Origin of the sequence: Paenarthrobacter sp. A20 (genome assembly GCF_024168825.1) — a bacterium.
Taxonomy (GTDB): domain Bacteria; phylum Actinomycetota; class Actinomycetes; order Actinomycetales; family Micrococcaceae; genus Arthrobacter.
The window spans coordinates 40,706-65,213 of sequence record NZ_JALJWH010000003.1 but is presented as its reverse complement, the minus strand read 5'-3'; the positions used below and the strand labels follow the sequence as shown (position 1 = coordinate 65,213).

Here is a 24,508-nt window from a genome sequence, read left to right as displayed (position 1 = left end):
TCAGGGCAAAGCGTGGAAAAGAATCAGTACAGAACTTCCTGAATCCAAGAAATTCTGTAACATAACGGGTATGCGCATACTTTCCACGATTGACGTGTTGGCCCGGTTCGGGAAAGCCCTCGCGGACCCGACCAGGGCCGCGGTCCTGCTGCAGCTCAAGGACGGTCCGGCGTTCCCCTCGGATCTGGCTGAGAGCATCGGGGTCAGCCGCCAGATCCTCTCCAACCATCTGGCCTGCCTGCGGGACTGCGGCCTGGTCGCCGCGGAGCCGGCAGGGCGCCGGGTCCGCTACGAACTCGCCGACGCGAAACTGGCCCACGCGCTGGATGACCTGCTGGGCACCATCCTGACCGTGGACACCATCTGCGGCTGCGCCGAACCCGAATGCGACCAGGACACCACCACCGGCCCCGTTTCCGCCGACGTTCTGGAGGTCCACTCATGAGCGGTCACGAGCACGACCACGCCGCCGAGGCAACCTCCCGGCGCGGCAAACTCATCGCCGTTTTTGCCATCACCTTCACGGTGATGATTGCCGAGATCATCGGCTCCGCGCTGACCGGCAGCCTGGCGCTGCTGGCCGACGCCGGCCACATGTTCACCGACTCGGCCGGGCTGCTGATCGCCCTCATTGCCGCGTCCCTGGCGTTGAAACCGGCCACACTGAAGCGCACCTGGGGTTACAAGCGCGCCGAAATCATTGCCGCCGCCGGGCAGGCCGCGCTGCTGCTGGCTGTCGGCGGTTTCGTCATCGTCGAAGGCATCCGACGGCTCTTCGAGCCCCCGGAAATCGGCGAATCCACCATGCTCTGGTTCGGCATCATCGGTCTGGCCGGCAATGCCATCGGCCTGATAATCCTGGCCTCCGGGCGGAACCACAACTTCAACATGAAGGCAGCCTTCCTGGAGGTCCTCAACGACGCCCTCGGGTCCGTCGCCGTCATCGCCGCCGCCATCATCATTGCTCTGACCGGATGGCTTCAGGCTGACGCCCTGGTGTCCTTGCTGATCGGCGTGCTGATCATCCCGCGCACCCTCAAACTTCTCCGCGACACCGTGAACGTGCTCATGGAATCCACGCCCAAAGGCCTGGACCTGGCCAAGGTGCGGGAGCACATCCTGGCCCTGCCCCACGTCATCGACGTACACGACCTTCATGCCTCCCTCGTGGCCTCCGGAACCCCGGTCCTGTCCGCCCACGTCACCGTCGAGGACAACTGCATGACCGACGGGCATGCCGCCAGCATTCTGGCGGACCTGCAGGACTGCGTGGCCCAGCACTTCGACATCAGCGTCGAACACTCCACCTTCCAGATCGAACCCGCCTCCCACCGCGACCAGGAAAGCATCCACCACTGATGACACAAACCAAAACCCCTCCCCCTCCCATGGACACCGCCAAGAAAGCCAGGGTCTTCATCTGGGTCCTGCTGGCCGTCCTCGTCGCCGTCGGGGTGATCTGGTACACAGTGTTCACGCTGAACAAGCCCGCCCCGGCCGCCCAGACGCCGGCTGCCGCCGCAGAAGCCCAACTGGTCCGCGACGACAGCCACCGCGTCACCTCTCCAACCACGGAAAAAGCCCAGCTGGTGGAATTCCTGGACTTCGAATGCGAAGCGTGCCTTGCCGCACAGCCGTTGGTGGAGGAACTGAAGAAGGAATTCGGTGACCGGATCACCTTCGTCAACCGCTACTTCCCCTTGCCGGCGCACCGTAACTCAGCCACCGCAGCCCTCGCTGTGGAAGCCGCCGCCCAGCAGGGCAAATACGAGCAAATGTATGCCAAGATGTTCGAAACCCAGCCGCAGTGGGGCGAGAAGACCGAGTCCCAGGCGCCGCTGTTCCGCACCTTCGCCCAGGATCTCGGACTGGACCTGGCAGCCTATGACGCCGCCGTGGCCGATGACAAGACCAAGGAACGGATCAAGAAAGACATCGCCGACGGCACCGCTCTCGGGGTCAAGGGAACTCCGACGTTCTTCCTCAACGGCGAAATGTTGACCTTGCAAACCGAAGAACAATTCCGGCAGCTGCTCGCAGACGCCGCAAAATAGAGGCCAGCAGCACAGGTGTACCGGGCATTATTGCCCCAACATCGGCATTCTACATAACGTAGAACAAATAGTTTCCCCGAAAGGAGTGGTGCGCGATGACTTCTGCGCGTGCACCATTCCGCATCCCCAGAGCCACTGCGGTTGCGGTGACGGTCCTGACATTGGCGGTCGCAGCGCATGTCCTGGCCGGCGGTGAACTCCCGGCCTTTCCGGTGATGACCGCTCTGGCAGCTGTCGTTGCGCTGTCGGCAGTAATGTTGGCGGGCCGGAAAATGACGGCCCCCGCCCTGGCCGCATATCTTGGCATTGGTCAGGCGACGCTGCACCTGGCCTTCTCGGCGTTGTCCGGACCCGGGACGCCCACACCCGCCGTCGCCCACCACGGTGGATTGCCCGGCGGCACGGGAAGCGTCGCCGCGGGGGCGCCGCATGACCACCTGAGCGCAGATGCCAGCCTCGGAATGCTCGGCATGCACGTGGCCGCGGTTCTCGTTACCGCTGTTCTGATGGCGCGGGGGGAATCCGCACTGTGGGCCTTGGCGGGCTGGCTGCGGCCCTTGGTGGAAACGCTTGAACCGTCTGCAATCCCGGGGTGCCGTTATGTTCCGCTCATTGCGGCCGAGACCCTCTCTCTGCGGTGGAAGGTTCTGCTCCGACCGCCCGTGCGGGGACCTCCGCTGTGCGCGTTCGCCGGCACGTACTGAGCATGTGTTTCAGGACGTCCCGGCCACTGCCCGGTCCCCTTTTTTAGCTCCAGCAGAATTGCAGAATCCATCATGAAACCCCATAATCCCCGACGCCTCCGCCTCCGGCTGGCTATCGCCGCTGCCTTCCTCATCCCGGCTTTCGCCGCCACGCCGGCGCTGGCCCACGACGCCTTGGAATCCACCGTGCCGGCGAAGGACACCACGGTCACCGCAGCCCCCGGCAGCGTGTCCCTGACGCTCTCGGAGCCTCCTCTGGACACAGAGCAGCTGAACCTGAGCGTCATCACCGTCACCGATGAGACGGGCAAGACCCTCAGTGACGGCAAGGTCACCGTGGAGGGCCCGACCATTTCCACAGCCATCACTGCAGGAGCCAATGGCGTCTACAAGGTCCTCTGGCGCACGGTTTCCTCCGATGGGCACCCCATCGAAGGCAACTACTCCTTCACCGTCCAGGATCCTGCCCAGGCCGTTGCCGCCACACCATCGACGGCGCCGACCACGGCCGCGGAAACGGCCACCAGCACCCCTGCGCCGGCGGCCCAAACGGCACCGGAGCAGATCAAACCCGACGACAGCAACGCTCCCGTAGCCGTAGGCATTGCCGCGGCCATCCTTGCGGTTGTCGCCGCTGCCTTCTTCATCATCCGCAGGCGCAGGGATAAGGGCGCGGGAGCTTAGCGAACCGCACGAAATCTGAGGACACCCGTCTCTGGGCTCCGGGGAACTGATCCCCGGGCCCAGGGGCGGATGTGCTACTGCCCTGCGGCCGGGGCGTGGGCGTGCCGATCGGCCAGGAAGCGTGAGATCCAGCCCGCGATGGTACCCACAGCCATGACTCCCAGGGCTGCCAAACCTACATAGAACAACACCGTCGGTAGGCTGGACGGCGCCGAGGTACCGTCCACGGCAGCCATGATGCTCAGCCAGTACCCGACCGTGGCGATCACCCAGAGCGCACCGGCTGCCGCTGCCAGCCAGGACCAGCGGGAAAACCATACCGGCCCCCGCCGATAGGACAAGGCCACAGCCACCGCGACGGCCCCCGCAACTGCCACCAGCTGCAGTCCGAAAAGGTACGGGCCGGCAACCAGACCTACGGGAATGCAGAGCCCTCCGATGAGCACGAGGCGACGGGCTCCAATCGGCATCCTGGCGGCCTCCGCCGGTGCCGCGGGCAGGCTCGAGTCGGTATGGGAAATCATCAGGTTACGTGGCTCCTCAGAGAATGGGTGCTGCGGTTCAACCGCAAAACAATATATGAACATACTTTCATATGTTCTGGCGGGTGATCCCCGGGTCGCGGCAGCAGCGAGAAAACCGGAAGATCTGCACGAAATGCCCCGCGGATGGTTCGCTCCCCCGCGAGTGGCAAAGGACGATGGTTGGGTGGAGTCATGGCCGGTTTCGACTCGGATGCCGGGCCTGGGAGTACCTCAGCGTGTGGGTTTGTTCGGGGAGGCCTTGTGAGGCGGCCGGGCGGACCTTTACACTGCGTCCCAAGGGTTACTTGGCGGATTCGCTCCGATGATCCGTCGTTGGGCTTGGATTAGCTCTGACGTCGGATCCGGTCCAGTTCTTCCGGAACGACGAGCCAAGCACAGTACCTGAGTGTTCATAACTGAAGATCTTGGTTTGACCCTGGCTGGGGAGCGGCAAGCAGGGACCGCGCGGACAGTGCGGCCTCATCTCGCAACAGGCGTGTCCACTCCAGGAGTTCCTATGTCCGGTCCTTCAGCCACCCCGCAGCCAGTCCTGAAGCGTTTGGTCGTGCCCTTGGTCCTGATGCTGGTTGCCGCTTTGCTTCCGTTCACGGTTCCGGCGGCTTTCGCGGCAGGTCCGTGTGATCCTGTGGTCAATCCGGTGGTGTGCGAGAACTCCAAGCCCGGCAACCCGGCCTCGGAGTGGGACATTTCCGGCCCGGGCGATGACAGCATCCAGGGGTTCTCCACCGAGATCAGCGTCAACGCCGGGCAGCCGGTCCGTTTCAAGATCGACACACCCGCACCCAGCTACACCATCGCGATCTACCGCACCGGCTGGTACGGCGGCGACGGTGCCCGCAAGGTTGCCGACGTGACCCCGTCTGCCTTACGCCAAAACCAGCCCCAGTGCCTGAACGACCTCAGCACGGGATTGTATGACTGCGGCACGTGGGCGGTGTCGGCTACGTGGCAGGTGCCGGCCACGGCCGTCTCCGGTGTCTACGTCGCGCTCCTGACCAGGCCGGACACGGGCGGGCAAAGCCACATCACCTTCATTGTGCGCGCTGACGGCAGCCGTTCGGACGTTGTTTTCCAGACTTCGGATCCGTCCTGGCAGGCGTATAACTCCTACGGGGGCTCGGACTTTTATCAGGGCGTGAACGGCCGGGCGTACAAGGTCAGCTACAACCGCCCGGTGGCAACCCGGGGCGGGCCGGACGGCCGGGATTTCTTCTTCGCCAACGAATACCCGATGGTGCGGTTCCTGGAACAGAACGGCTATGACGTCAGCTACATCAGCGGCCTCGACACCGACCGGAGCGGGGCCCAGTTGCTCAACCACAGGGTCTTCCTCTCGGTCGGGCATGACGAATACTGGTCGGGCCAGCAACGGGCGAACATCACCGCCGCCCGCGATGCCGGGGTGAACCTGCAGTTCCTTTCAGGTAATGAGGGGTACTGGCGCACCCGCTTCGAGCCTTCCCCCGTGGACGGTACGGCTGGCCGGACCCTGACCTCCTACAAGGAAACCTGGGCCAACGAAAAGATCGACCCCAGCCCCGAATGGACCGGCACCTGGCGTGACCCGCGCTTCGCTGCCCAGGCCAACGGCGGCGGGCTGCCCGAAAACGGGCTGACCGGAACCATTTACATGTCCAACTACTCCGATTTGCCGGTGACCGTCGATTCGCAGGAAGGCAAGACCAGGCTGTGGCGGAACACGTCTCTGGCCTCGCTGCCGGCCGGTTCCTCGGCGGCGCTGGCGCCGCACACGGTCGGATATGAGTCCGACGAAGACCTCGACAACGGGTTCCGCCCACCGGGTCTGGTCCGGTTGTCCACCACCGTCGGGGAGGTGCCCCAGTACCTTCAGGACTTCGGCAACACCGTCCTTCCCGGGACCACAACCCATCATGTGACCCTTTACCGTGCCGCCAGCGGCGCGCTGGTGTTCTCTGCCGGCAGCGTCCAGTGGACCTGGGGCCTGGACGAGGTGCACGACGGCGACGGCGCACCAGCCGACCCGAGGATGCGGCAGGCCCAGGTCAACCTCTTGGCCGACATGGGCGCCCAACCCGCCACCCGGGCCGCCGGGCTGGTTGCCGCCGTCCCGAGCACGGACAGGACCGCGCCCACCGCAGCGATCACGGCCCCCGCCGACGGGGCGACCGTGCCGCACGGGACCAGCATCACCGTCACCGGAACCGCGGCCGACACCGGCGGTGTTGTGGCGGGCGTCGAGGTCTCCACCGACGGCGGCGCCACGTGGCACCCCGCCCAAGGCAAGCAGAACTGGACGTACACGTACATCCAGAAGGGTCTGGCTACGGCAACCATCCAGGCCCGGGCCATTGATGACAGCGCCAACATCGGCGCGGCCGCCACCAGGAACCTGGCCCTCAGCGGCCCTTACAGCGTCTTCGGTCAAACCGTTCCCGCTGTCGCGGACTCGGGCGACGGCGGCGCGTACGAGATGGGGATGCGCTTCACGCCGTCGGTGGACGGGTTCATCACCGGTGTCCGCTTCTACAAGAGCGCGGCCAACACCGGTATCCACACCGGGTCCCTGTGGAGCTCCACCGGGGAGCGTCTGGCCACGGCGACGTTCACGAACGAGACCCCCTCCGGGTGGCAGTCCGTGCTGTTCAGCCAGGCCGTTCCCGTCGCAGCGGGCCAGAAGTATACGGTGTCCTACTGGGCGCCGAACGGCCGGTACTCGATCCAGAATTTCCAGTGGGCGAGCTTTGGCGCCACGGACGCCCCGTTGAAGGTGGCCGGGGGTTTCGGGGCCGAGCCGGCCGGTGTCTATACCACCTCATCCGGATTCCCGACGTCGAGCTATAACGGCGGCAACTACTTCACCGATGCCCTGTTCAGCACGGTGGACAGCAGCCCCATGACGGTCTCCGGGCACACGCCGTTCCCGTCCTCGTCCAGCGTTTCGGTGGACACCAAGGTCAGTGCCGTGTTTTCCAAACCCGTCACCGCCTCCAGCGTCCAGCTTGCCCTGCAGTCCCCCGACGGCCCTGTCAGCGGCACGACGGCATACGATCCACCCACCCGGCGGGCAACCTTCACCCCGAACAACGCACTGACGTTCAGCACCCAGTACACCGCAACGCTCGCCGGAACAGACACCCTCGGTGGTCCGGTGACAGCAGGCGGGACCTGGGCATTCACAACAGGGGCAACAGTGCCCGTTCCGGGATCTTGCCCGTGCAGCCTCTTTGACGACTCCGTCACGCCGGGCATCGCTCAGATTCAGGACGGCGTTCCCTTGACGCTGGGCGTACGGTTCTCCAGCGTTTCCGCCGGTGAAGTAGTAGGCATGCGCTTCTACAAATCGGCCGGAAACACCGGCACCCACAACGGTGCCCTCTACACGGCGGCCGGGCAGCAACTGGCCACGGTGGCGTTCACCAATGAGAGCGCCTCGGGGTGGCAGACAGCGATGTTCAGCCAACCGGTCCAGATGGCTGCGAACACGGACTACATCGTGTCCTACAAGTCACTGACCGGCGCCTATTCTGCTACGGCCAATGGATTCGGTTCGGGCATGAGCGTTGGTCCGTTGCGGGCTGGCCCGGATGCGGGCGCCTACACGTACAGCGGCGACTTTCCGGGATCACGATCAACAGCAAGCTACCTGGTCGATGTCATCGTGATGGTCCCACCACCGGCCTTCACCCCGACGGGCCAGTCCCCGCATCCGGGCGCGTCCAGCGTTCCGCTGGACAGCCAGGTCAGTGCGGTACTGTCCGAACCGGCTGAGGCATCCAGCGTCAACCTGACGGTAAAAGCCGCTACCGGTACAACCGTTCCCGGGTCCACCAGCTACGACCCTCAGACGAGGAAGGTCACGTTCAGCCCGGCGGCGCCGCTGGCGGCCGGGACGTCGTACACAGCCACCGTCACGGCAACCGCTGTGTCCCGGCAACCACTGAGCAACGCTTCCTGGACGTTTGCCACAGTCCCTGCCCCGAGGACGCCCGGGACGTGCCCCTGCACGCTGTATCAGGACTCCGTATCGCCCACCGTCGCGGAGGTCAACGACGGCATGCCCCTGACCCTGGGGGTCCGGTTCGCCAGCGACACCGCCGGCCAGGTCACCGGCGTACGGTTCTACAAGGCCGCCGGGAACACCGGCACGCACACCGGCTCCCTGTACACAGCCGGCGGGCAGCTTCTGGCCACCGTCACCTTCACCAACGAAACCAGTGTTGGCTGGCAGACAGCAACGTTCAGCCAACCGGTCGACATCACAGCCAACACCGAATACGTCGTGGCGTACAAAGCTCCCGCCGGAACCTACTCCTACACTCCGGCTGGTTTCGGGGACGGATTCGCCAGCGGGCCGCTGCGCACGGCCCCGGATTCCGGCGCGTTCAGCTACAGCGCAGACTTCCCCGGCACGGCCTCGATGGCGAGTTACCTGGTGGACCTGGTCTTCATGGCCGCCGTGCCGCCGCTGACGATAACCGACCGGTCCCCTGCGCCGGACGCCACGGGAGTCCCTGTTGATGTCAAACCAGCGCTGACGCTCTCCTCCGCCATCAAGCCGGGTGCCTCGTTCACGCTGGGAGCGAACGGGGCACCTGTTGACGGCAGTGCTGCCCTGTCCGCCGACGGCCGCACCCTGACGTTCACCCCGGCGGCCGTCCTGCCGGGCACCACCGCCATCTCCGTCACCGTCAGCAACGTCGAATCCCGTCAGGGCCAGACGCTGCCGACCACGACCTGGCAATTCACCACTGCCGACCCTGATGCTGTCCAAGTCTCCATCTTCGGGGAACTCCAACCCCAGACAGCGGCCTCCGATGATGCGTCATCGGTTGAACTGGGGACGGCGTTCACGGTCTCCGAAGCCGGCAATGTCACCGGCATCCGGTTCTACAAGGGAACCGGAAACACCGGAACCCATGTTGGCTCCCTGTGGAACGCCGCGGGAACGCGGCTGGCCCAAGTGACCTTCGCGAATGAAACAGCGAACGGCTGGCAAACCGCGATGCTGTCCTCCCCGGTAGCCGTAGTTCCGGGGGAAACGTACGTCGTGTCCTATCTGGCGCCCAACGGCCGCTACGCCTACACGCCTGCGTTCTTCTCCCAAACCTGGGCCAGCGGCGTGTTCACCGCCGCCGGGCCCAACAACGGCCGCTACCTGTACGGTTCCGGCGGTGCTGCACCCACGAACTCGTGGAACTCCACGAACTACTTCGTCGACGTCCTCTACTCGGCAGCGGCACCGGCACAGGCACAGGCGACGCCCGGCCAAACGCCCACGCCTACCCCGACCGCAATGCCGGCCCCATCCGCAACGGCGACAGCGACTCCCTCCCCAAGTCCGACCGCCAGCCCGTCACCCAGCCCCTCGCCGAGCCCCACTCAGTCCGGCGGCCTGCTGTGCGGCCTGCTGGGAACCTGCTGAGGCGTGGAAGGACATTCAGACTGCTGACGTCCGTCCGCTCCCCCGGTTTCCGGGCCGGACGTCAGCGGACCACACTCGGCGACCACGCGTGCTCGATGAACAGGCTCGGTTGGGAGGCGGGATCGGTTGGCAGTTTCCAGATGTTGCTGTCGCCTTCTGTGGTGTCGTCCGCGAGACCATACAGCAGGGTCTGATCATCCAGCCACTCAATCTGGTCATCGACGCTGCGTTTCTCCGAAAGCACCGTTTCGGTGCCGGTTGCAAGGTCAAGCAGCGCCACGTTCCAATGCGCGGCCAAGGGCCCGCCGACGTTCTTCTTATACGCGATCCTGGTGCCGTCCGGCGACACCGACGGGCACTCAACGTTGTCGTGGATGGCCGTCAGCGTCCTGGCCTCGATACTCCCCTGGACCAGCCAGATCCGCCCTGACGACGCGGCCGTGGCGTAAAAGACATCACTCCGGCCGGGTGCGAACGTCACACCCCAGATGTTCCTGTCACTGGCCAGCAGCCGTTCGCCGTTCACGATGAGTGCGAAGTCTTCGAGGTTTCCTGTACCGCCGCCGGGCAACGTGATCTCGGTTGCTGTGGAGAACCCCGCTTGAGTGTAGGAGTGGCCGGAGACAAACACCGTGGTGGCGATCAGGGACCCGTCCGCACTGACACGCGCCCGGCTCGGAATGCCGGGCACAGGCCACGAACGCTCCTGCTGCCATTCCCGGTTCAGGACAGATGTTTCGTGAGTAGTCACCAAACCACGGTTGGATCTGAGACAGACCACCGTGGCGGCAGCGGCATAGACCCGGTCGCAGGCCTGGTCACTGACGGCACGCGTGCCGCCAGGGGCAGAAAGAGGCACCGTGGCCGCATTGCCATACCCCTGCCCATCGGCTGTGTTCCTGAAAAGAACGAAAGGGACCCCCGGGAGGGGCTGGCCTGCCGTGACCTCTACCGATGAGGCCGCCCTGCGGCTCTCCTCGAAGCGCTGGTACGCTCCCACCGCGTAGATCCCGGCCCCGGCAAGGACCAGCGCGGTAACAGCCAGGAGAATTCCCCACCGCAACCTCCCACCTGCAATGGTCCCGGTTCCTGCGCTCGTCTTATTCATGGAGGCGTTTGACGTAGTCAGCCATGCCCGGCACGGTGAACGCTACGACACCGAGTGCTGGTGCGTAGATGATCCCCTTGTCGATCAAGGATGCGCGGGTCATGGTCATGGAGCTTTGCTTCTTGTGCGCCCGTTCGGCAAGTTCAGCGGTGCTGGATCCTTCATCACCGTCGATCGCCATCAGGCGGAGGAAATCCTTCTCAGCCTTCGAGGCCCGTTTCCAGCGTGACGGGAAGAACCCTTGATCCAGTTGCGCGCGGCCGATTTCCACCGCAATTTTGGCGTCGTCGAAGGTCACGGTCTTTTCCGGTGCTGTTTCCCAGGCCGCGTAGCCGTACTCCTGCAGGAAGTACGGGTACGCGCCCGAGGCGCTCAGGAGGAGGTCTTGGGCTTCGGGTACGAACGATGCCCCAAACCTTCGGGCCGGGACGACCAGGGCTGCCTCGGCGGCTTCCCTCGACAGAGCTCCGATGCTGCGGTAGTTGAAGATCCTTTCGGCGTAGGAGCGCGCTTCGCTGAGTACCGAGGGCAGATTGGGCAGCCCTGCGCCCGCGATGTAGAAAGGCCATTCGCGTTGGCCGGCCAGGTGCTGGGCGCTGAGGAGAGCGGCGATGAGTCCCTCGTCCAGGTCCTGCATCTCATCGATGATGAAGATCAGGCCCGAACGCTTCTCCGCCAGCGCCAGGCAGAGATCCTCAATCAGTTCTTCCAGGTCCACTTCGATCGACCCGGAATCGGCGCGGCCGTGGTTGAGGTTGACCCCGATATCGATGCCGGTCACGCCGAGTTTCGCGGAGAAGGAGGCGATGCTGCCAAGCGCCGCCACGAGCCGTTCCCCCGCACCGCGGCGGTTCAGCTTCCGCCCTGCCTGCAGCAAGCTCCGGGCGAGCTTGGCCCGAACGGCTTCCGGCCCTCCCTCAGCGTCCCTGCCCTCCAGGAAAACCACCATGAATTCTGCGTGTTCGGCCTGCCGACGAAACTCGTTCAGCAGCACCGTTTTTCCCACCCCGCGAAGCCCATGCAGGACGATCCCCCGGTCGGGCCGTCGCTGCCGGGTCTTGGCCAGCAGCAGATCGAAGGCATCGATCTCACTCTGGCGCCCAACCAGCTCAAAGGGCCGTCGCCCCGAACCGGGCGAATACGGATTCAAAGCACTTTCCATATCAAGAACTATAAGGCAGTATCCAGCATTTTGGATATGCACTTATAGTCGTGGATTCAGAGCTTGGGGGCACGGATCGCCAGCGCAGAGCGCCTGGCCATGATGATATGGGCAGGTAGCCCGCTTGTCGCACCGTCGTGCGCTCCTGTTTGGCCAGTCATGGGACGGCTCCGCCGGGTAGCGACAGCAGCAGACCCTGGCATTAGTTGCTTGGTCCCCGAATTGGCGAAGCCCCGGTCAAATAGCGGTTGACCGAAGCTCCGATCGCATTATGTCCACACTAAGCTTGTAGTTCGCTGGGAGGGCGGCGGGTAGGTGGGGACTCTTTTAAGTGAGCAACATGTCTGGAAGGACGTCGCAGAGCCATGCCATGATCTGGTCGTGGCTCCAGCCGCGCTCAACAGCGAGCTGGTGGTACGTGCTGTCACCGTAGACAGTCATGAACGCCTCGGTGAGCTGATCGATGGGCCGATCAGCACGGAGCGGCCCCTTTTCCGCCAGTATCTCCAAGACCTGTCCGAACCCGTCCCTGCGAAGGTTTTCATGGTGTTGGTGCGTTCGGCGCACCTCGTTATCGGTCAGGGCGGCTGCGCGAAGAACTTCCGAGATAGCCGACGCGCGCGCAAATAAGGGGCCTGCTCCACGAATGAAGATCCGCAATGCCTCAGCAGCGTCGGGTTCCTGCATCATCGATGTCCACCACGGTTGGGCCTGCGGTGGGCGGGGATCACCTTCGCCCAGGACGGCGGAGTCAATTACGGCACTGATGAGCTCGGGTTTGGTGTGGAACACGAAGTACACGGTTTGCGAAGCTACTCCGGCACGGGCGGCAATGCCGGCCATGGTGGCCCCGTGGAATCCTCGGGCGATAAATTCCTGGTGCGCCGCCGTTATGATCTTGCGCCGAGTGGCTTCCGATTTCTGCCTGCGAGTGCTCTTGACGTGCAGTGTGTCCGGGTCCATATTTAGAGTATCTCACTAGAGCAGCACTCTAGTTTGCTTCAAGATTAGAGCCGTGTCGTGGAAACCCAGAACCCCCAGACCGTCCTCACCGGCAGTCGACCCAACATCCTTTCTCGCCCTCTCTGGCACCGTAGCTAACGAGGCCATCATGAACAGCCATTTCCTTGGCAGACAAGCGGTGACTCTCACCGCACTGGGCACGACCTGCGGGATTGCCTGGGCCGCCGGTTTCCGCGGATACATGGTGGAGCTCGCCGGTCCGGCATCCACTTTCGATTGGTGGGGAACATTCGGCGCACTCATTTTTCCCGGTGCCGTTGCCGGTGGACTTCTAGGCTGGGCGGAAGCCCTCCGACGGACCGGCGGACGACAGCATTGGCGCTGGCTGGCTCTGGCACCATTGGCGTTTGCCATAGCTCCAATGCTCCTCCCCGGCGCGGTTCCTGCCCTTCTAACTCAGGGCCTTGGCGGAGGAGCGATCGCAGTGGCTCTGATGGCAGTCGGTGGAGGCTACGCTGTATCGCGCCGGGGTCCGCTTTGGAGCAGGCTGGCCTGTGGCATCACCAGCGCAGCCCTCCTTGCCGCCCTCGCTCTGGCCGGGCCCGGAATCGCCGGCCCTGCACTCGCTCTTACGGAGCCCCGCGGCGCGTGGGTTGCCGTCCTGGCCGCGTCGTTCGTGACTGTTCTAGCCCTCGCCTCGTCGATCCCACACAGGGCTGTGGCACCAGCCGCGGATTCGCTCGTCCCGTTGCAATCAACCGGACTTGCACGCCATGGCGTGCGTCCGCGCCTTGGAAAGGACGTCATGAATCGGCTCCAGCTGGAGATGCGCACCGAGTTGCAGGCTCCGGCCTCAAAGGTCTTCGACTTCGTTGCAGACCACACGAACGCGACCCGATGGCAGAACGGCATCGACGATATTAAGCGCATCACGCCGGGTCCTCTCCGCGTTGGCACTGAACATGAGTTCACGCGGCGATTCGCGGGAATGAAAGTCGTCGCCCGCAACCGCTTCATCGCCTACGAGCCTGGCCGCTTCGTCGCCTTCGAGATCCCATCGGGCAAGATGACCGGTGTCGCTTCCTATCTGGTAGAGCCCACAGGCGCCGGCACCTGTCGACTCACCAGCAATGTAGATTTCCACGTGGGCGGCCTCGCCCGGTTCGCAGTGCCCCTTCTGACGCTGATCTTCAAACGAGACGACGAGAAGGCCCTAGCCGCCCTCAAAGTCCTAATGGACCAGCCCTAAGCCACGGCAGTCCCGACTCGCAATCGCTCAGCAACCCGGCACCTTAGAAGCCATTCCTCGTCCGACGTGCAACCAACTCGTCTCGGGATCCGGCAGCAAGTATGGCGTCCGCTTCAGACGTGTCCCATTTCCTTAGAAGTGGGACACGCGAGGATGGGACGCTGGATCAGTTAGTGCAGGGAGGCTTGGATCACATCTTTGCGCCCTTTGACTAGGACGGCATTAGAGCCAAAGGAGATCAGCAGATGTCAGTTAGTGCTTCCTTTGTCCTGCAACTCGGTCACGCTCGGCACGTTCTGGGGTGGACATGTTTCAGCTCCGCCCCCGGCGGGCCGCCTTCAGCTTTTTGGCCTTCGAGGTGGTGTAAAACCATTCGGTTCGACCCCCACCAGCCTCCTACGTCACCGAAACACCGAGCGGGCCTTTTGGGCTTCAAACTACCCGTCCTACGCAGGATCATCGGAACGGCGAAGGTACTTATTGTAGTAATCGACTTGAGATTTTTTGCCAGACTGCACATCGGCGGCGAAGGCGCGTGCTTCGTTCAAAAGCGCCGTAGTTCCCTGTCTAGCCTCGTCGTCGGCGCGGACGTACGCCACTATCTGTCGCGTCATCAACTCAACAGTGCTTAGTATCGAAACCATTTGCTCGCGCAGATCCACGAACTGCGTACCTGGCGGCCGCTTCTCAGGCGGGTTGTCAACGTAGCTGTCTTGAAGCTCCATGTAGAACCAGATCCGATGTTCAAGGTCTCGCGTCCAAGTGCCGAAAGAATCAATGACATCATCATCCTCGTCTTTTAAATCAAGTCGCAGCCGTTCCAAACCGATGCGCAGTTCAGCGTAAAGCGGCTGTAGCTCACTGCGGATCGCCGGAACGTTGGTATCTTTTTTGCCTTCAGCATCTTTAGAGACTCGGCTTCTACCTGCTGTGTCTTGAATCGCTCTGAGCGTGCGCAACAGCTCGGCAGCAGCTGCATGCTCACGTGAACGAATGTTCTCTCTGCTTTGAGTCCGCAGCTGCTCGGCTATTCCTGCGTTCTGCGCTCTAACTGTCCAAAACACAACCGCTAGGGCCACGAGTGCGCCGATAATGGCACTCACAAGACCGTCCAGCAGAGTGTGCATCCAGGAGCTGTTTCCCTCTGCGTTGAGAAAAGTCAGCGTCTGTGTGAGCCAGTCAGCTGCGTCTCCCCTTTCTTGGGCAGACGGACTCGGCAAAGGCGATGGTGATAAAGGCATGCCCCATGCTATCTACGTGACTTTGCGTGCGTTGTCTTCGCTCTTAGCTATTCGTGCAGACGTTGTATGTAATCAGCCATGCCTGGCACAGTGAAGGCCACGACCCCGAGCGCTGGGGCAAAGATAATTCCCTTGTGGATCAGCGATGCGCGTGTCATCGTCATGGAGCTTTGTTTCTTCTGCGCCCGTTCGGCAAGTTGGCTGTGCGTTGTCTTCGCTCTTAGCTATTCGTGCAGACGTTGTATGTAATCAGCCATGCCTGGCACAGTGAAGGCCACGACCCCGAGCGCTGGGGCAAAGATAATTCCCTTGTGGATCAGCGATGCGCGTGTCATCGTCATGGAGCTTTGTTTCTTCTGCGCCCGTTCGGCAAGTTGGCTGGTACTGGAACCTTCGTCGCCATCCATCGCCATCAGCCTAAGGAAGTCTTTCTCAGCTTTGGAGGCCCGTTCCCAGCGAGAAGGGAAGAATCCTTGATCCAGTTGGGCCCGGCCGATTTCTACCGCAATCTTGGCGTCGGCGAGGGTGATTGTTTTTTCTGGAGCGCTTTCCCAAACGGCGTATCCGTATTCCTGTAGAAAGTAAGGGTATGCCCCTGACGCTTCGAGGAGGAGATCCTTGGCTGCCGGGATGAACGTCGCCCCGTAGCGTGCCGCCGGGCCAACCAGCGCCGCTTCAGCGGCCTCTCTCGAGAGGGCTCCAATGCTGCGGTAATTGAAGATCCGCTCAGCGTAGGAGCGTGCTTCACTCAGGACTGAAGGAAGATTGGGCAGCCCGGCTCCAGCGATGTAGAACGGCCATTCTCGTTGTCCAGCCAGGTGCTGGGCGCTGAGGAGTGCCGCAATGAGTCCGTCGTCTAGATCCTGCATTTCGTCAATGATGAAGATCAAGCCCGAACGTTTCTCCGCCAAGGCGAGGCAGAGATCTTCGATGAGTTCTTCGAGGTCCACTTCAATCGATCCAGAGTCAGCGCGTCCGTGATTGAGGTTCACGCCGATATCGATCCCTGTCACACCAAGCTTTGCCGAGAACGAGGCGATGCTGCCTAGGGCCGTCAGGAGCCGTGCGCCGGCGCCACGGCGGTTAAGTTTCCGCCCCGCCTGAAGGAGATTGCGAGCGAGCTTCGCCCGTACAGCATCCGGCCCTCCCTCCGCATCTCGACCTTCAAGGAACACGACCATGAACTCCGCGTGTTCAGCCTGCCGCCGGAACTCATTCAACAGAACGGTTTTGCCCACGCCGCGTAGCCCATGGAGAACAATCCCACGGTCCGGTCGGCGTTGACGTGTCTTTGCCAACAACAGATCGAATGCATCTACCTCGCTCTGGCGTCCGACGAGCTCAAAGGGCCGTCGGCCGGAGCCAGGCGAGTAGGGGTTCAACGCACTTTCCATATCAAGCACTATAGACCACTATCCAGTTTATTGGATACGTGCGTATAATCCTGGATATCTATTTCTAGTGTCGGATTAGCCGTTCCCGCGACGGTGTGCACCAATGCCGCGCTTCGCACCATGAAGGATTGTTCATGACCATAGGACCGTTCGCGCTCGTCACCCCGTCTCCATCCCCACCGGCGATACCTGCCGCCCAGATGATCGAGGCAGTGCCACCTTGGGCGTGGGCGATGGTTGGCACGCTCGTAGGCGGCCTCGCCCTTGCATATCTGGTCGGAAGGTTCATAACGCCGACCGCGGAGGCTCGTAAGGTCGCCAGGGTAGCGGCCGACTCAGAAGCCCGAGCCTTCGCAAGCCAGCTACGGAAGATGGCATCCGACGTGAGCCTGGCCAAGACATACGAGGACAGCGCGCGAAGGGGAACCAGCCCTGAGCTGAACGCAGCCAAGGCCAGAGAGCTGCTGAAGAGCCTTCAGAATCAATACGAGACGGCGGGCAAGCTTGCGCGTCACCCAGACCATTTGGAGCGATCAGCAGAGCAGGAGAGGCTGGCTCCGCTCATGATCGGTCTCATTATGAAGTTCGGTTCAGAGCAGTACTCCGACATTCGTGATGCCCGTAACTACTTCTCCCAACAGCAGCCCTTTGCAGAACTAGGAGACGACTACCTCGGCGAGTTGGCCAAATTGATCAAGTTTGCGGCCAAGGTCTTTGATCCCGGCAAAGTCGTGCCTTTTGGGCTGTCCCGTTTGGACAACCGGATGAAGCTGTTCATGGAACCGCTCTATAGGGTTGAGCTGCCCATCGTTCAACAGGCCAACCTCCACAGGACGGCGCTGTACATTCAGCAGAACGGTCACGTACCCGGAGAACCTGACGTTGCCAACCAGCCTGCCAACAAAGCAGAGGGGAGGGAACGAGGAAAGATCGTCGGTTCAAAAATCGCTAGAAAGCATGTAGCTGCGGTTTACTTGGACGACGTGCAAGCGGCTATCGAACGGGTCAAGCCCGATGATTGCAAGGTTGATTTTCCTCGAGTCTATGCAGGAGACATCGTCGATGGCCTTTCTACAAGTAGCACTCTCACTCTGGTGGCTGGTCATGGTCACACCGAGCTAGGCATCTTCATTCAGCCTGTCTGGAATGCTCACGTGTCGGAACAGCTTGCAAGGCTTAGCGAGATCCTCATCATTGCTCCGGATGCTCCTACCATCTTCGGCGTCAAAGCCGTTCGTTGGTCAGACGAAGAGGACGATCAGTCCCTCGCGGATGCTTTAGAGCGCCACGGCTTGTTCGACCGCCTCCCGGACCCAGCGTAGTCACTTGCCATCGGCGCCTTTACGGGATGGGTTGGCGCCTAGCCTCTAGAGGTGGAGCACCCAAGAGTGGGACGCTGCCCAGCAGCTGATGGAATCAGTTAGAACCGAAACACTCCCCCGTGGATTTGATCGCCATGTGGTTGGAGATTTGCCGCGCCGCTGACAGCTGGCCACTTCGTAACATTTCCGTCCCGGATGTTATCCCAAAAGATGTGCCGTGGGCGGCAGTCTCAAAGACAACTTCCGGGACTCTGTGGCCTCAGGAGTCCATGCCTAAGTACCGATAGACGGTCGCGCGGCTGGCTCCGATGATCTTTCCGATGTCAGATGGCTTGAGGCCTCGGGCTTTCAGTTCATGTGCTCTCTTGACCTTCTCGTGGTCTGTGGTGATCTCCCGGCGCCCTGCTTTCCTTCCGTTTGCAGCTGCTGCCGCCATGCCGGCTTTGGTGCGTTCGGAAAGCTGGTCTCGTTCCAGCTGGGCAAACGCGGAAATGATGGTGACCATCGCCTGGGCCATCGCTCCCCCGACCTCGCTGGCGGGGTCGGTGGCGATGCCGTCCCTTAGGGAACAGAACCTGATGCCTCGCGCCTTGAAGTCATCTAAGAGCTCGAGCAAGTGTCTAGTGTTGCGGCCCAAACGGTCCAGCTTCCACACCACGACCTCATCCCCTGGACCGAGACGGTCCAGCATCCGGTCCAACTCTGGACGGCTTACCCTGGTCCCGCTGATCCCCTGGTCTTTATAGATTCGTTCGCACCCAGCCTCTTCCAGTTCACGGATCTGCAGATCGGTGTTCTGGTCAGCCAGACTGACGCGGGCGTATCCGAGGCGTGCCATCACTTCTCCGTCTTATCAAAGGACCAATGTTGATGATTCTGAGAATACCTTAGTGAGACACTTTGTTTGGATAGATGAGGTGTCGGAAATCCGCGAATTGGAATCGTCGTCCACAGCCAAGTCCGCCGTTCTTATCAAAGGATCCATTTGTGAGAGGTACCGTGGGATGGATTCGCGCCTGAGACTCAATCCGCTTTCTTAGTCGCGCTTCGAAGTGCGACAACGACGCGCCTTGCTGCCGTACTCGCAACAAAAGGAAGCCATGTTGTGCGGCATCCAGCTGCCAATCTCCGAAGACACCGCTGAGATCTCCTTGTGCTACTTGTATGTAACACGCGTATGTCATACGCTTGTTCCGTGGACAAGACAATGACCCTGCGTTTGGATGACAAAGTTCATACCGAACTGACCGCAATTGCTCGAGCTCAGGGCACAAATCTTAGCGACTTGGCGCGGCGCACCCTCGCTAATCTTCTGGTCCAGAGCAGCACCGGAAGCGAAGAGGCTCGAGCAGGCCAGGCCCCAATCCCATCTTCCCTGACCACGGTAGAACGGCATCAACTAGCTTTACTGCACCGAATCCTCGCCCGGCTCGACGGTGAAGCGGATAACGGGGGGGCAGCTGAAGAGCTGGCACGAGCTGCCATTCTGGAGAACGGCTTCGCTGAACAATACGACGACGTTTTTGTAGCTATAGAGACGGAAATGTCGCGCCGTGACACGGGATTGGTTATGGACGTACTCGATATGTTCCGATCACTTGAGTGGTCCTACGAGCGCCTCAGCTTGCCGGCTCGTAATGAGCTTGGCGCTGGGGTTGAGAAGACAGTGCGGTTCCGAGGATTCGATCTAAATCATCGTCGAGAAAGTCGACTTCTCACCTTCGCTCGGCACCTTATAGAACAAGGCAAATGGGAGAGCCTGGCGAAGTACTTCGATAAAGACCATGGCAGGGGCAACTCACATCACCCGATGGTGGGGATGTACGAGCGCATGCTCGAGGAGTTCAACCCCATCTGGCACGACATGATCCGAAGAGGTACTCGTGATTCCTTTGAGCTGACAGCAGCTGAAATTCGTAGGATTGCTGACGCAGCTGTGCGTCCTGCCAACAGCTAACCCACATCGCCTACCCGGCTAATGTTCTTTAAGTAAAGACGGGAGCGGCCCCAAAGGGCGGCTCCCGTCTGTCAGATCTTTAGGTCAGTACCTACATAGGAGTGTATGCCATGACACCCGTCGATCAAAATGCCCTTCAGTTGAGGGTTGTGAAGCGGATGCTGGAGTTGATCGATGTCCGCTCCCCGTGGCACCGATCCCTGTGGCTGTTGGGAACTCTCCACGCCGTCGACGAGGTGCTCGAGTGCACCAACGCCACTTGGGACGGTGCTATCGCCAACGAGAAAGCCCAACGGTACTTGATCGAAAGAACCCAGGAACAGGTACGGGGCGATGTCGGAATGGGCTCTGACGTCCTCAGAGCAATGCTCGCGACAAAACTGGGTCAGCTGAGTCCTAAGAAGTTCCCTACAGGTAACCAAGCCATTTCCCAGATTCCCCTGGAGCGGGAAATCCGAGAGCTGGCGGCACGCTCGAAGCGTGACTATCTCGCACGTTGGCGGCAGCACACGGAGAGCGGTGCTCTAACTCCCGAATCGGTCGAGCGAACAGCGCGGTTACTTGTAGCACACCTACTCGATCATGGGTTCGATCAACGCCATATACATGGGTGGCTCAAGTCCCTAATAGACATCGATCCAGCCACCATCTTGGTTGATCTACTCAAGCGCGGTCATGACATGTGTCGAGACGATGAGTCCGAATTTTCGTTTGCAGTCGTTCTTGAGCGCGGTGCCACTCGAAGCAATGCCCAAAGGCTTGAGTCGATACTTGCAGATCTTGAGCAGGTTCGGACTGAGCTCGAGACGATAGCAGACACAACCCCAAAACTTGCCCACACAACCGAGATTTTCCGAAGGCTGCTGAATCAGGACATCGCAGTGGTTGTACAGCAGTCCTTCAGTGCAAGGGATCCACATGCTGCTTCGGCGAAGTTGTTTGAGTGGATGCAGCGAATCGAGTCGCGCTCAGTTATTGGCAGTCCACGATCTTTCCGCTTCAGCCGGCACGTGTTGGACCGCACCGAGGGAAAGATCAGGAACTTGCTGAATGGCACTGCTTCGCTCAGAGTGCCAGCGATGGAGCGCCACAGCCTCTATGCGCAGGACCTAAATCCTCAACTGGAAGCGTCCCTGAGCCTTCTGTCGTCGTACCGCAGTCTTTCCCCAGTGGCGTCGGTTGCAACTACGTGGGCAGCCGTGGAGGGCCTCCTTGGACACTCAGGGGCACAGGGAATCGACTCGGCTGACGGGCTTGCAGCGATAGTTGCATGCTCCTTTCCCAGGGCTGAATTGGAGTATCTTCTTGACCGTCCAATGGCCGAACCGGCGGCTTCGTCGATCAACCAGGAGGCAAACAAAGCTCAGGGTTCTGATCGAGCACGAATCATGCTGGACGCAATCCTTACTCACGGATCATCGTTGTTCACTGAGCCCGAGGACGTCGCCGCGGCCGAGAGAGTTAGCCAAGTTCAGAGTGACCCGAAGGCAACAATCAGGCGTGTCGAGGGCTACTTCAAGGATGTTTTCCGGAGACTCTATTACCAACGCAACTTCGTTATGCATGCCGCAAAATTCGACTCGGTTTCTTTACCTTCTACAGTCAGGTCGGCGCCGAAGATCGTAGCAGCAGGACTGGATCGGGTTGTACATGCGCAATATGTCCGCACTCCGGTCGAGCCTCTGGCACTCGCGTCTAGAGCTCGGAACGAAATCGAGATGCTTGGACAGCAGGGGGCTCGCGAGGTATTTCGATTGCTGAAGTAAATCCGTCAGTGCGAATAAGTGGGACGGTCAGGATTTCTTCGGCGGCATTGAACTGTTTAAGCTACTGCCATCGCGTGCGTGCTTTAAGTGAGGCGCAACTTTGCGCTACGAAAAACCGCCAATAGCCGTGCCCGTTACATTTATTGGGTCCCCGAGGGCCGGGGATTTGGTCGCTGGGCCCGGTATGACTTTCTTGCCCTGTCATTTGATGATCCGGGGGGTGTTGTCGCCGGGTTCGGAGGCACGCGTTGACTGCTGATAGGGACACGGCCGGCTCCTTTCGCGGGTGCTAGGTCTCTTTGTAACGTGGGTGCCAGCATCGGGTGTCGTGACTGCGGCCAGGTAGTGGTGCAAAGGAGCGCCGGATGGACGAAGGATTCGGGGTCTACTGCGGGCTCGATGTCGGCAAGTCCGAACATCACGCCGCGGCGTTGAACACCGCGGGTGAACGGGTCTTTGACAAGCCGCTGCCGCAGGACGAGGAGCGGCTGCGCGAGCTGTTCACCAACCTGCAGCAGCACGGCAGGGTGCTGGTGATCGTCGATCAGCCCAACACCATCGGAGCGCTGCCGATAGCCGTGGCCCGGGATTGCGGCTGCACGGTGGCCTACTTGCCGGGCCTGGCAATGCGCAAGGCGGCGGATCTGTACCCGGGCAAGTCCAAAACAGATGCAAGGGACGCGTTCATCATCGCCGAGACAGCTCGGTCGATGCCGCACACTCTTCGCGCTGTTGACCGGGACAGTGAGGTGCTCGCGGCGCTGAAGGTGCTCTCCGGATTCGACGCTGATCTGACGCACGAGTGCACCCGTGCGATCAACCGCCTGCGTTCCCTGCTGCTGCAGATTTTCCCAGCCCTGGAACGTGTCTTCCCTGGAACTGTGCTGACCCGGTCCTTGGTGCTGGAACTGTTCATCAAATACGCCGGACCCACCGGGCTGCGCGCAGCAGGCCGGGGCAACGTGCTGCGCTGGGCCAGGAACCACAGCCGGAAAGACCCGGTGATCCTGGTTGACGCTGTCTTCGCGGCGTTGGGCGAGCAGACCGTAACCGTGGTCGGCACCGAGGCCGTCGAATTGGTCATCCCCCGCGTCGCCGCCCAGATCAAGGAACTCAAACACCAACGTGCCATCGTGGCAGAAGAAGTCGAAAAGCTCCTCGATGACTTCCCTCTTTCCCGGGTCTTGATGTCCATGCCGGGAGTCGGCATCAAGACCGCAGCGACGATACTCCTGACCATCGGCGACGCCGGTACGTTCACTTCCGCTGGGCACCTGGCCGCCTACGCCGGCATCGCCCCGGTGACGCGGCGTTCGGGAACCTCGATCCGAGGGGAATTCCCTGCACGCTCCGGCAATAAACAGCTCAAAAACGCGCTCTTCAGGTCAGCCTGGATCGCCAGCTGCCACCATCCGGCGTCGAAGGCGTACTACCAAAAGAAACGGGCCCAAGGAAAGAAACACAACGCCGCCGTCATCTGCCTGGCCCGGCGGCGCTGCGACGTCATCTACTCCATGCTCCGACACGGCACCTTCTACGAAGAACAACCCGCCCAGGCCGCTTGACGAAAAGCATAGGGACACCCCCCTGATCCAAGACTCCGAGGACTTTGATCTGACATTCCGCTTTGAACATCTGACGTCAGCAACTCCTGCATCAAAGCTTGTCCGGGGCCGCCCCCAAACGCTGTTCGGCGGCCTCGGTTCTGTCGGTCGGCGCTGAACCCCCCAGCCCGTCGGTCAAAAACGCTCTCCCCCACCTTCTGACCACTCTTAGTAGCGGCAACGGGTTTTGACCAAGTCCCACCGTATTACTACGCCAGCCTTCCGGCGTGGGTCAGAAGCGGTCGTTTTTGAACATCCATCCTTCAGAGCCACTACACCTGTGCGAGAGTTTGAATCATGGTTGTAACCCCCAAAACCCACTGGTTGTCCGTAGCTTCGACCTTGTCCGCCTTCTGGGCGGACGGTAGTGGCCCAGATGCGAGTGACATACGGCAAGCCATCGGCATAGCTGGCATAGAGTACGGAGACATAAAGGGGACGAACAAAAGGGAGACAGTCGCCAATGCGGTACAGGGCAGCTCACCTGCCCATAAGAAAGCAGTCGTCACCGAACTGGTGGACCTTTTGGTCGGAGAATCCTACTTCCAGCAACGAGCACCATTCTATGAGCCGAAAACGGTCCAGAAGCTTTAAGCTGCCCTTCAAGGGGTGGGTGGCTCCCTGAGCGATGACGGCTCCCTGCTGTGGCAAGAGCAGGACGGTGACGAAAACCCAGGACTTGATCAACAACCAGCAGCTCTTCTAACCACAACTAATCTTCCGGCCGGCCCTGTAACCAGTTCACCCCCAGCGGCCACGGCCTGGGGTCCCAGCATAGACACCCTCCTCAAGGTGTTACGCGACCTACCCGCAGCGGCTTCTCCGCTGACCGGCCACCGTCGAAAAGGGAAGGTGAAGGTTGAAGTCTGGGATGAGTATGACGTTCAAGATTTCATACAGATGGCTCTTTCGATGCTCTACAAGGATGTTCGAGCCGAAGAGGTTCAGCCCTCCTACGCGGGAGTCAGCCCACGAGTGGACTTCTTCATCAAGCAGGAACAGGTTGTCGTTGAGGCAAAGATTGCCTACAAAAACCACGCGAACAGGGCTGTGAGCGACGAGTTGCTTCTCGACATCGTCCGATATTCGAAAAGACCAGGCGTCAAGGATCTGGTCTGCGTCGTCTATGACCTGGACGGCAGCCTGAAAAACCCCACAGGGTTCGAAGATGACCTCAAAGGGCACGGGGTCGCCGACTTACGCGTCCATGTTGTGGCAACCATATGGCCGTTCAACGCAAGACCCCCAGTTGGTCCCGCTAGTGAGAGTACGGACGCTGTTCCGAAACCCGCTTCTTAGACAATTAATTCATGCAGCAAATCGGTAAGGAGTCGCCCTATAACTCCCTGCG

General features: G+C 61.3%; 19 protein-coding genes. 12 read left to right on the top strand and 7 right to left on the bottom strand.

Annotated elements, in window-relative coordinates:
• The first annotated feature begins 70 nt into the window (after positions 1-70).
• The 5 genes from J3D46_RS24450 to J3D46_RS24430 all read left to right on the top strand — a co-directional run bounded on the left by J3D46_RS24450 (position 71) and on the right by J3D46_RS24430 (position 3,442).
• The gene (locus J3D46_RS24450) at positions 71-445 is read left to right on the top strand and encodes a helix-turn-helix transcriptional regulator (protein ID WP_231339884.1); all 375 of its coding nucleotides are present in this window, start codon (positions 71-73) and stop codon (positions 443-445) included.
• On the top strand, positions 442-1,359 hold the full coding sequence (locus tag J3D46_RS24445) for a cation diffusion facilitator family transporter (protein ID WP_231339885.1): 918 nt from the start codon (positions 442-444) through the stop codon (positions 1,357-1,359). The genes J3D46_RS24450 and J3D46_RS24445 overlap by 4 nt, the downstream gene beginning before the upstream one ends.
• Positions 1,359-2,054, top strand: a complete 696-nt coding sequence (locus J3D46_RS24440) for a thioredoxin domain-containing protein (RefSeq protein ID WP_231339886.1) — start codon at positions 1,359-1,361, stop codon at positions 2,052-2,054. The genes J3D46_RS24445 and J3D46_RS24440 overlap by 1 nt, the downstream gene beginning before the upstream one ends.
• A 95-nt stretch (positions 2,055-2,149) precedes the next feature.
• Positions 2,150-2,758: a hypothetical protein gene (locus J3D46_RS24435; RefSeq protein ID WP_231339887.1), complete on the top strand. Its 609-nt coding sequence runs from the start codon at positions 2,150-2,152 to the stop codon at positions 2,756-2,758.
• A 72-nt stretch (positions 2,759-2,830) separates the two neighbouring features.
• The gene (locus tag J3D46_RS24430) at positions 2,831-3,442 is read left to right on the top strand and encodes a copper resistance CopC family protein (protein ID WP_231339888.1); all 612 of its coding nucleotides are present in this window, start codon (positions 2,831-2,833) and stop codon (positions 3,440-3,442) included.
• A gap of 74 nt (positions 3,443-3,516) precedes the next feature.
• Here the strand turns inward: J3D46_RS24430 and J3D46_RS24425 are convergent, their stop codons facing one another.
• Entirely contained in the window at positions 3,517-3,966 is a 450-nt protein-coding gene (locus J3D46_RS24425) for a hypothetical protein (protein WP_253469860.1), read from the bottom strand.
• A 517-nt stretch (positions 3,967-4,483) separates the two neighbouring features.
• Between J3D46_RS24425 and J3D46_RS24420 the strand changes: the two genes are divergently transcribed.
• A complete protein-coding gene (locus J3D46_RS24420) occupies positions 4,484-9,391 on the top strand; it encodes a DUF4082 domain-containing protein (protein WP_231339890.1) in 4,908 nt (1,635 codons plus the stop codon).
• A 61-nt stretch (positions 9,392-9,452) separates the two neighbouring features.
• On the opposite strand, the gene J3D46_RS24415 is transcribed toward J3D46_RS24420, so the two are convergent.
• From J3D46_RS24415 to J3D46_RS24405, 3 genes are all read right to left on the bottom strand, one after another.
• On the bottom strand, positions 9,453-10,499 hold the full coding sequence (locus J3D46_RS24415) for a hypothetical protein (protein ID WP_231339891.1): 1,047 nt from the start codon (positions 10,497-10,499) through the stop codon (positions 9,453-9,455).
• Complete coding sequence (locus tag J3D46_RS24410) at positions 10,492-11,661, bottom strand: ATP-binding protein (RefSeq protein WP_014923382.1); 1,170 nt, start codon at positions 11,659-11,661, stop codon at positions 10,492-10,494. Before J3D46_RS24410 ends, J3D46_RS24415 begins: the two co-directional genes overlap by 8 nt.
• Before the next feature lie 327 nt (positions 11,662-11,988).
• Positions 11,989-12,624: a TetR/AcrR family transcriptional regulator gene (locus J3D46_RS24405; protein WP_231339892.1), complete on the bottom strand. Its 636-nt coding sequence runs from the start codon at positions 12,622-12,624 to the stop codon at positions 11,989-11,991.
• Positions 12,625-12,772: 148 nt separating this feature from the next.
• Between J3D46_RS24405 and J3D46_RS24400 the strand changes: the two genes are divergently transcribed.
• Positions 12,773-13,873, top strand: a complete 1,101-nt coding sequence (locus tag J3D46_RS24400; RefSeq protein ID WP_231339893.1) for an SRPBCC family protein — start codon at positions 12,773-12,775, stop codon at positions 13,871-13,873.
• 446 nt (positions 13,874-14,319) lie between these two features.
• Here J3D46_RS24400 and J3D46_RS24395 read toward each other — a convergent pair whose 3' ends face one another.
• Together J3D46_RS24395 and J3D46_RS24390 are read right to left on the bottom strand one after the other, a co-directional pair.
• Positions 14,320-15,000: a hypothetical protein gene (locus J3D46_RS24395; RefSeq protein ID WP_253469858.1), complete on the bottom strand. Its 681-nt coding sequence runs from the start codon at positions 14,998-15,000 to the stop codon at positions 14,320-14,322.
• A 338-nt stretch (positions 15,001-15,338) separates the two neighbouring features.
• The gene (locus tag J3D46_RS24390) at positions 15,339-16,508 is read right to left on the bottom strand and encodes an ATP-binding protein (protein ID WP_253470006.1); all 1,170 of its coding nucleotides are present in this window, start codon (positions 16,506-16,508) and stop codon (positions 15,339-15,341) included.
• 134 nt (positions 16,509-16,642) lie between these two features.
• Between J3D46_RS24390 and J3D46_RS24385 the strand changes: the two genes are divergently transcribed.
• On the top strand, positions 16,643-17,830 hold the full coding sequence (locus J3D46_RS24385) for a hypothetical protein (RefSeq protein ID WP_253469855.1): 1,188 nt from the start codon (positions 16,643-16,645) through the stop codon (positions 17,828-17,830).
• Positions 17,831-18,089: 259 nt separating this feature from the next.
• Here J3D46_RS24385 and J3D46_RS24380 read toward each other — a convergent pair whose 3' ends face one another.
• A complete protein-coding gene (locus J3D46_RS24380; protein WP_253469853.1) occupies positions 18,090-18,668 on the bottom strand; it encodes a recombinase family protein in 579 nt (192 codons plus the stop codon).
• 357 nt (positions 18,669-19,025) lie between these two features.
• On the opposite strand from J3D46_RS24380, the gene J3D46_RS24375 reads away from it, so the two are divergent.
• The 4 genes from J3D46_RS24375 to J3D46_RS24360 all read left to right on the top strand — a co-directional run bounded on the left by J3D46_RS24375 (position 19,026) and on the right by J3D46_RS24360 (position 24,456).
• Positions 19,026-19,787 (top strand): YfbU family protein, encoded by a 762-nt coding sequence (locus tag J3D46_RS24375; RefSeq protein ID WP_253469850.1) that lies wholly within the window; start codon positions 19,026-19,028, stop codon positions 19,785-19,787.
• Between the two features lie 110 nt (positions 19,788-19,897).
• Positions 19,898-21,553, top strand: a complete 1,656-nt coding sequence (locus tag J3D46_RS24370) for a hypothetical protein (protein ID WP_253469847.1) — start codon at positions 19,898-19,900, stop codon at positions 21,551-21,553.
• Between the two features lie 365 nt (positions 21,554-21,918).
• On the top strand, positions 21,919-23,118 hold the full coding sequence (locus J3D46_RS24365; RefSeq protein WP_253469844.1) for an IS110 family transposase: 1,200 nt from the start codon (positions 21,919-21,921) through the stop codon (positions 23,116-23,118).
• A gap of 648 nt (positions 23,119-23,766) precedes the next feature.
• A complete protein-coding gene (locus J3D46_RS24360; protein WP_308292044.1) occupies positions 23,767-24,456 on the top strand; it encodes a hypothetical protein in 690 nt (229 codons plus the stop codon).
• The last annotated feature ends 52 nt before the right edge of the window (positions 24,457-24,508 follow it).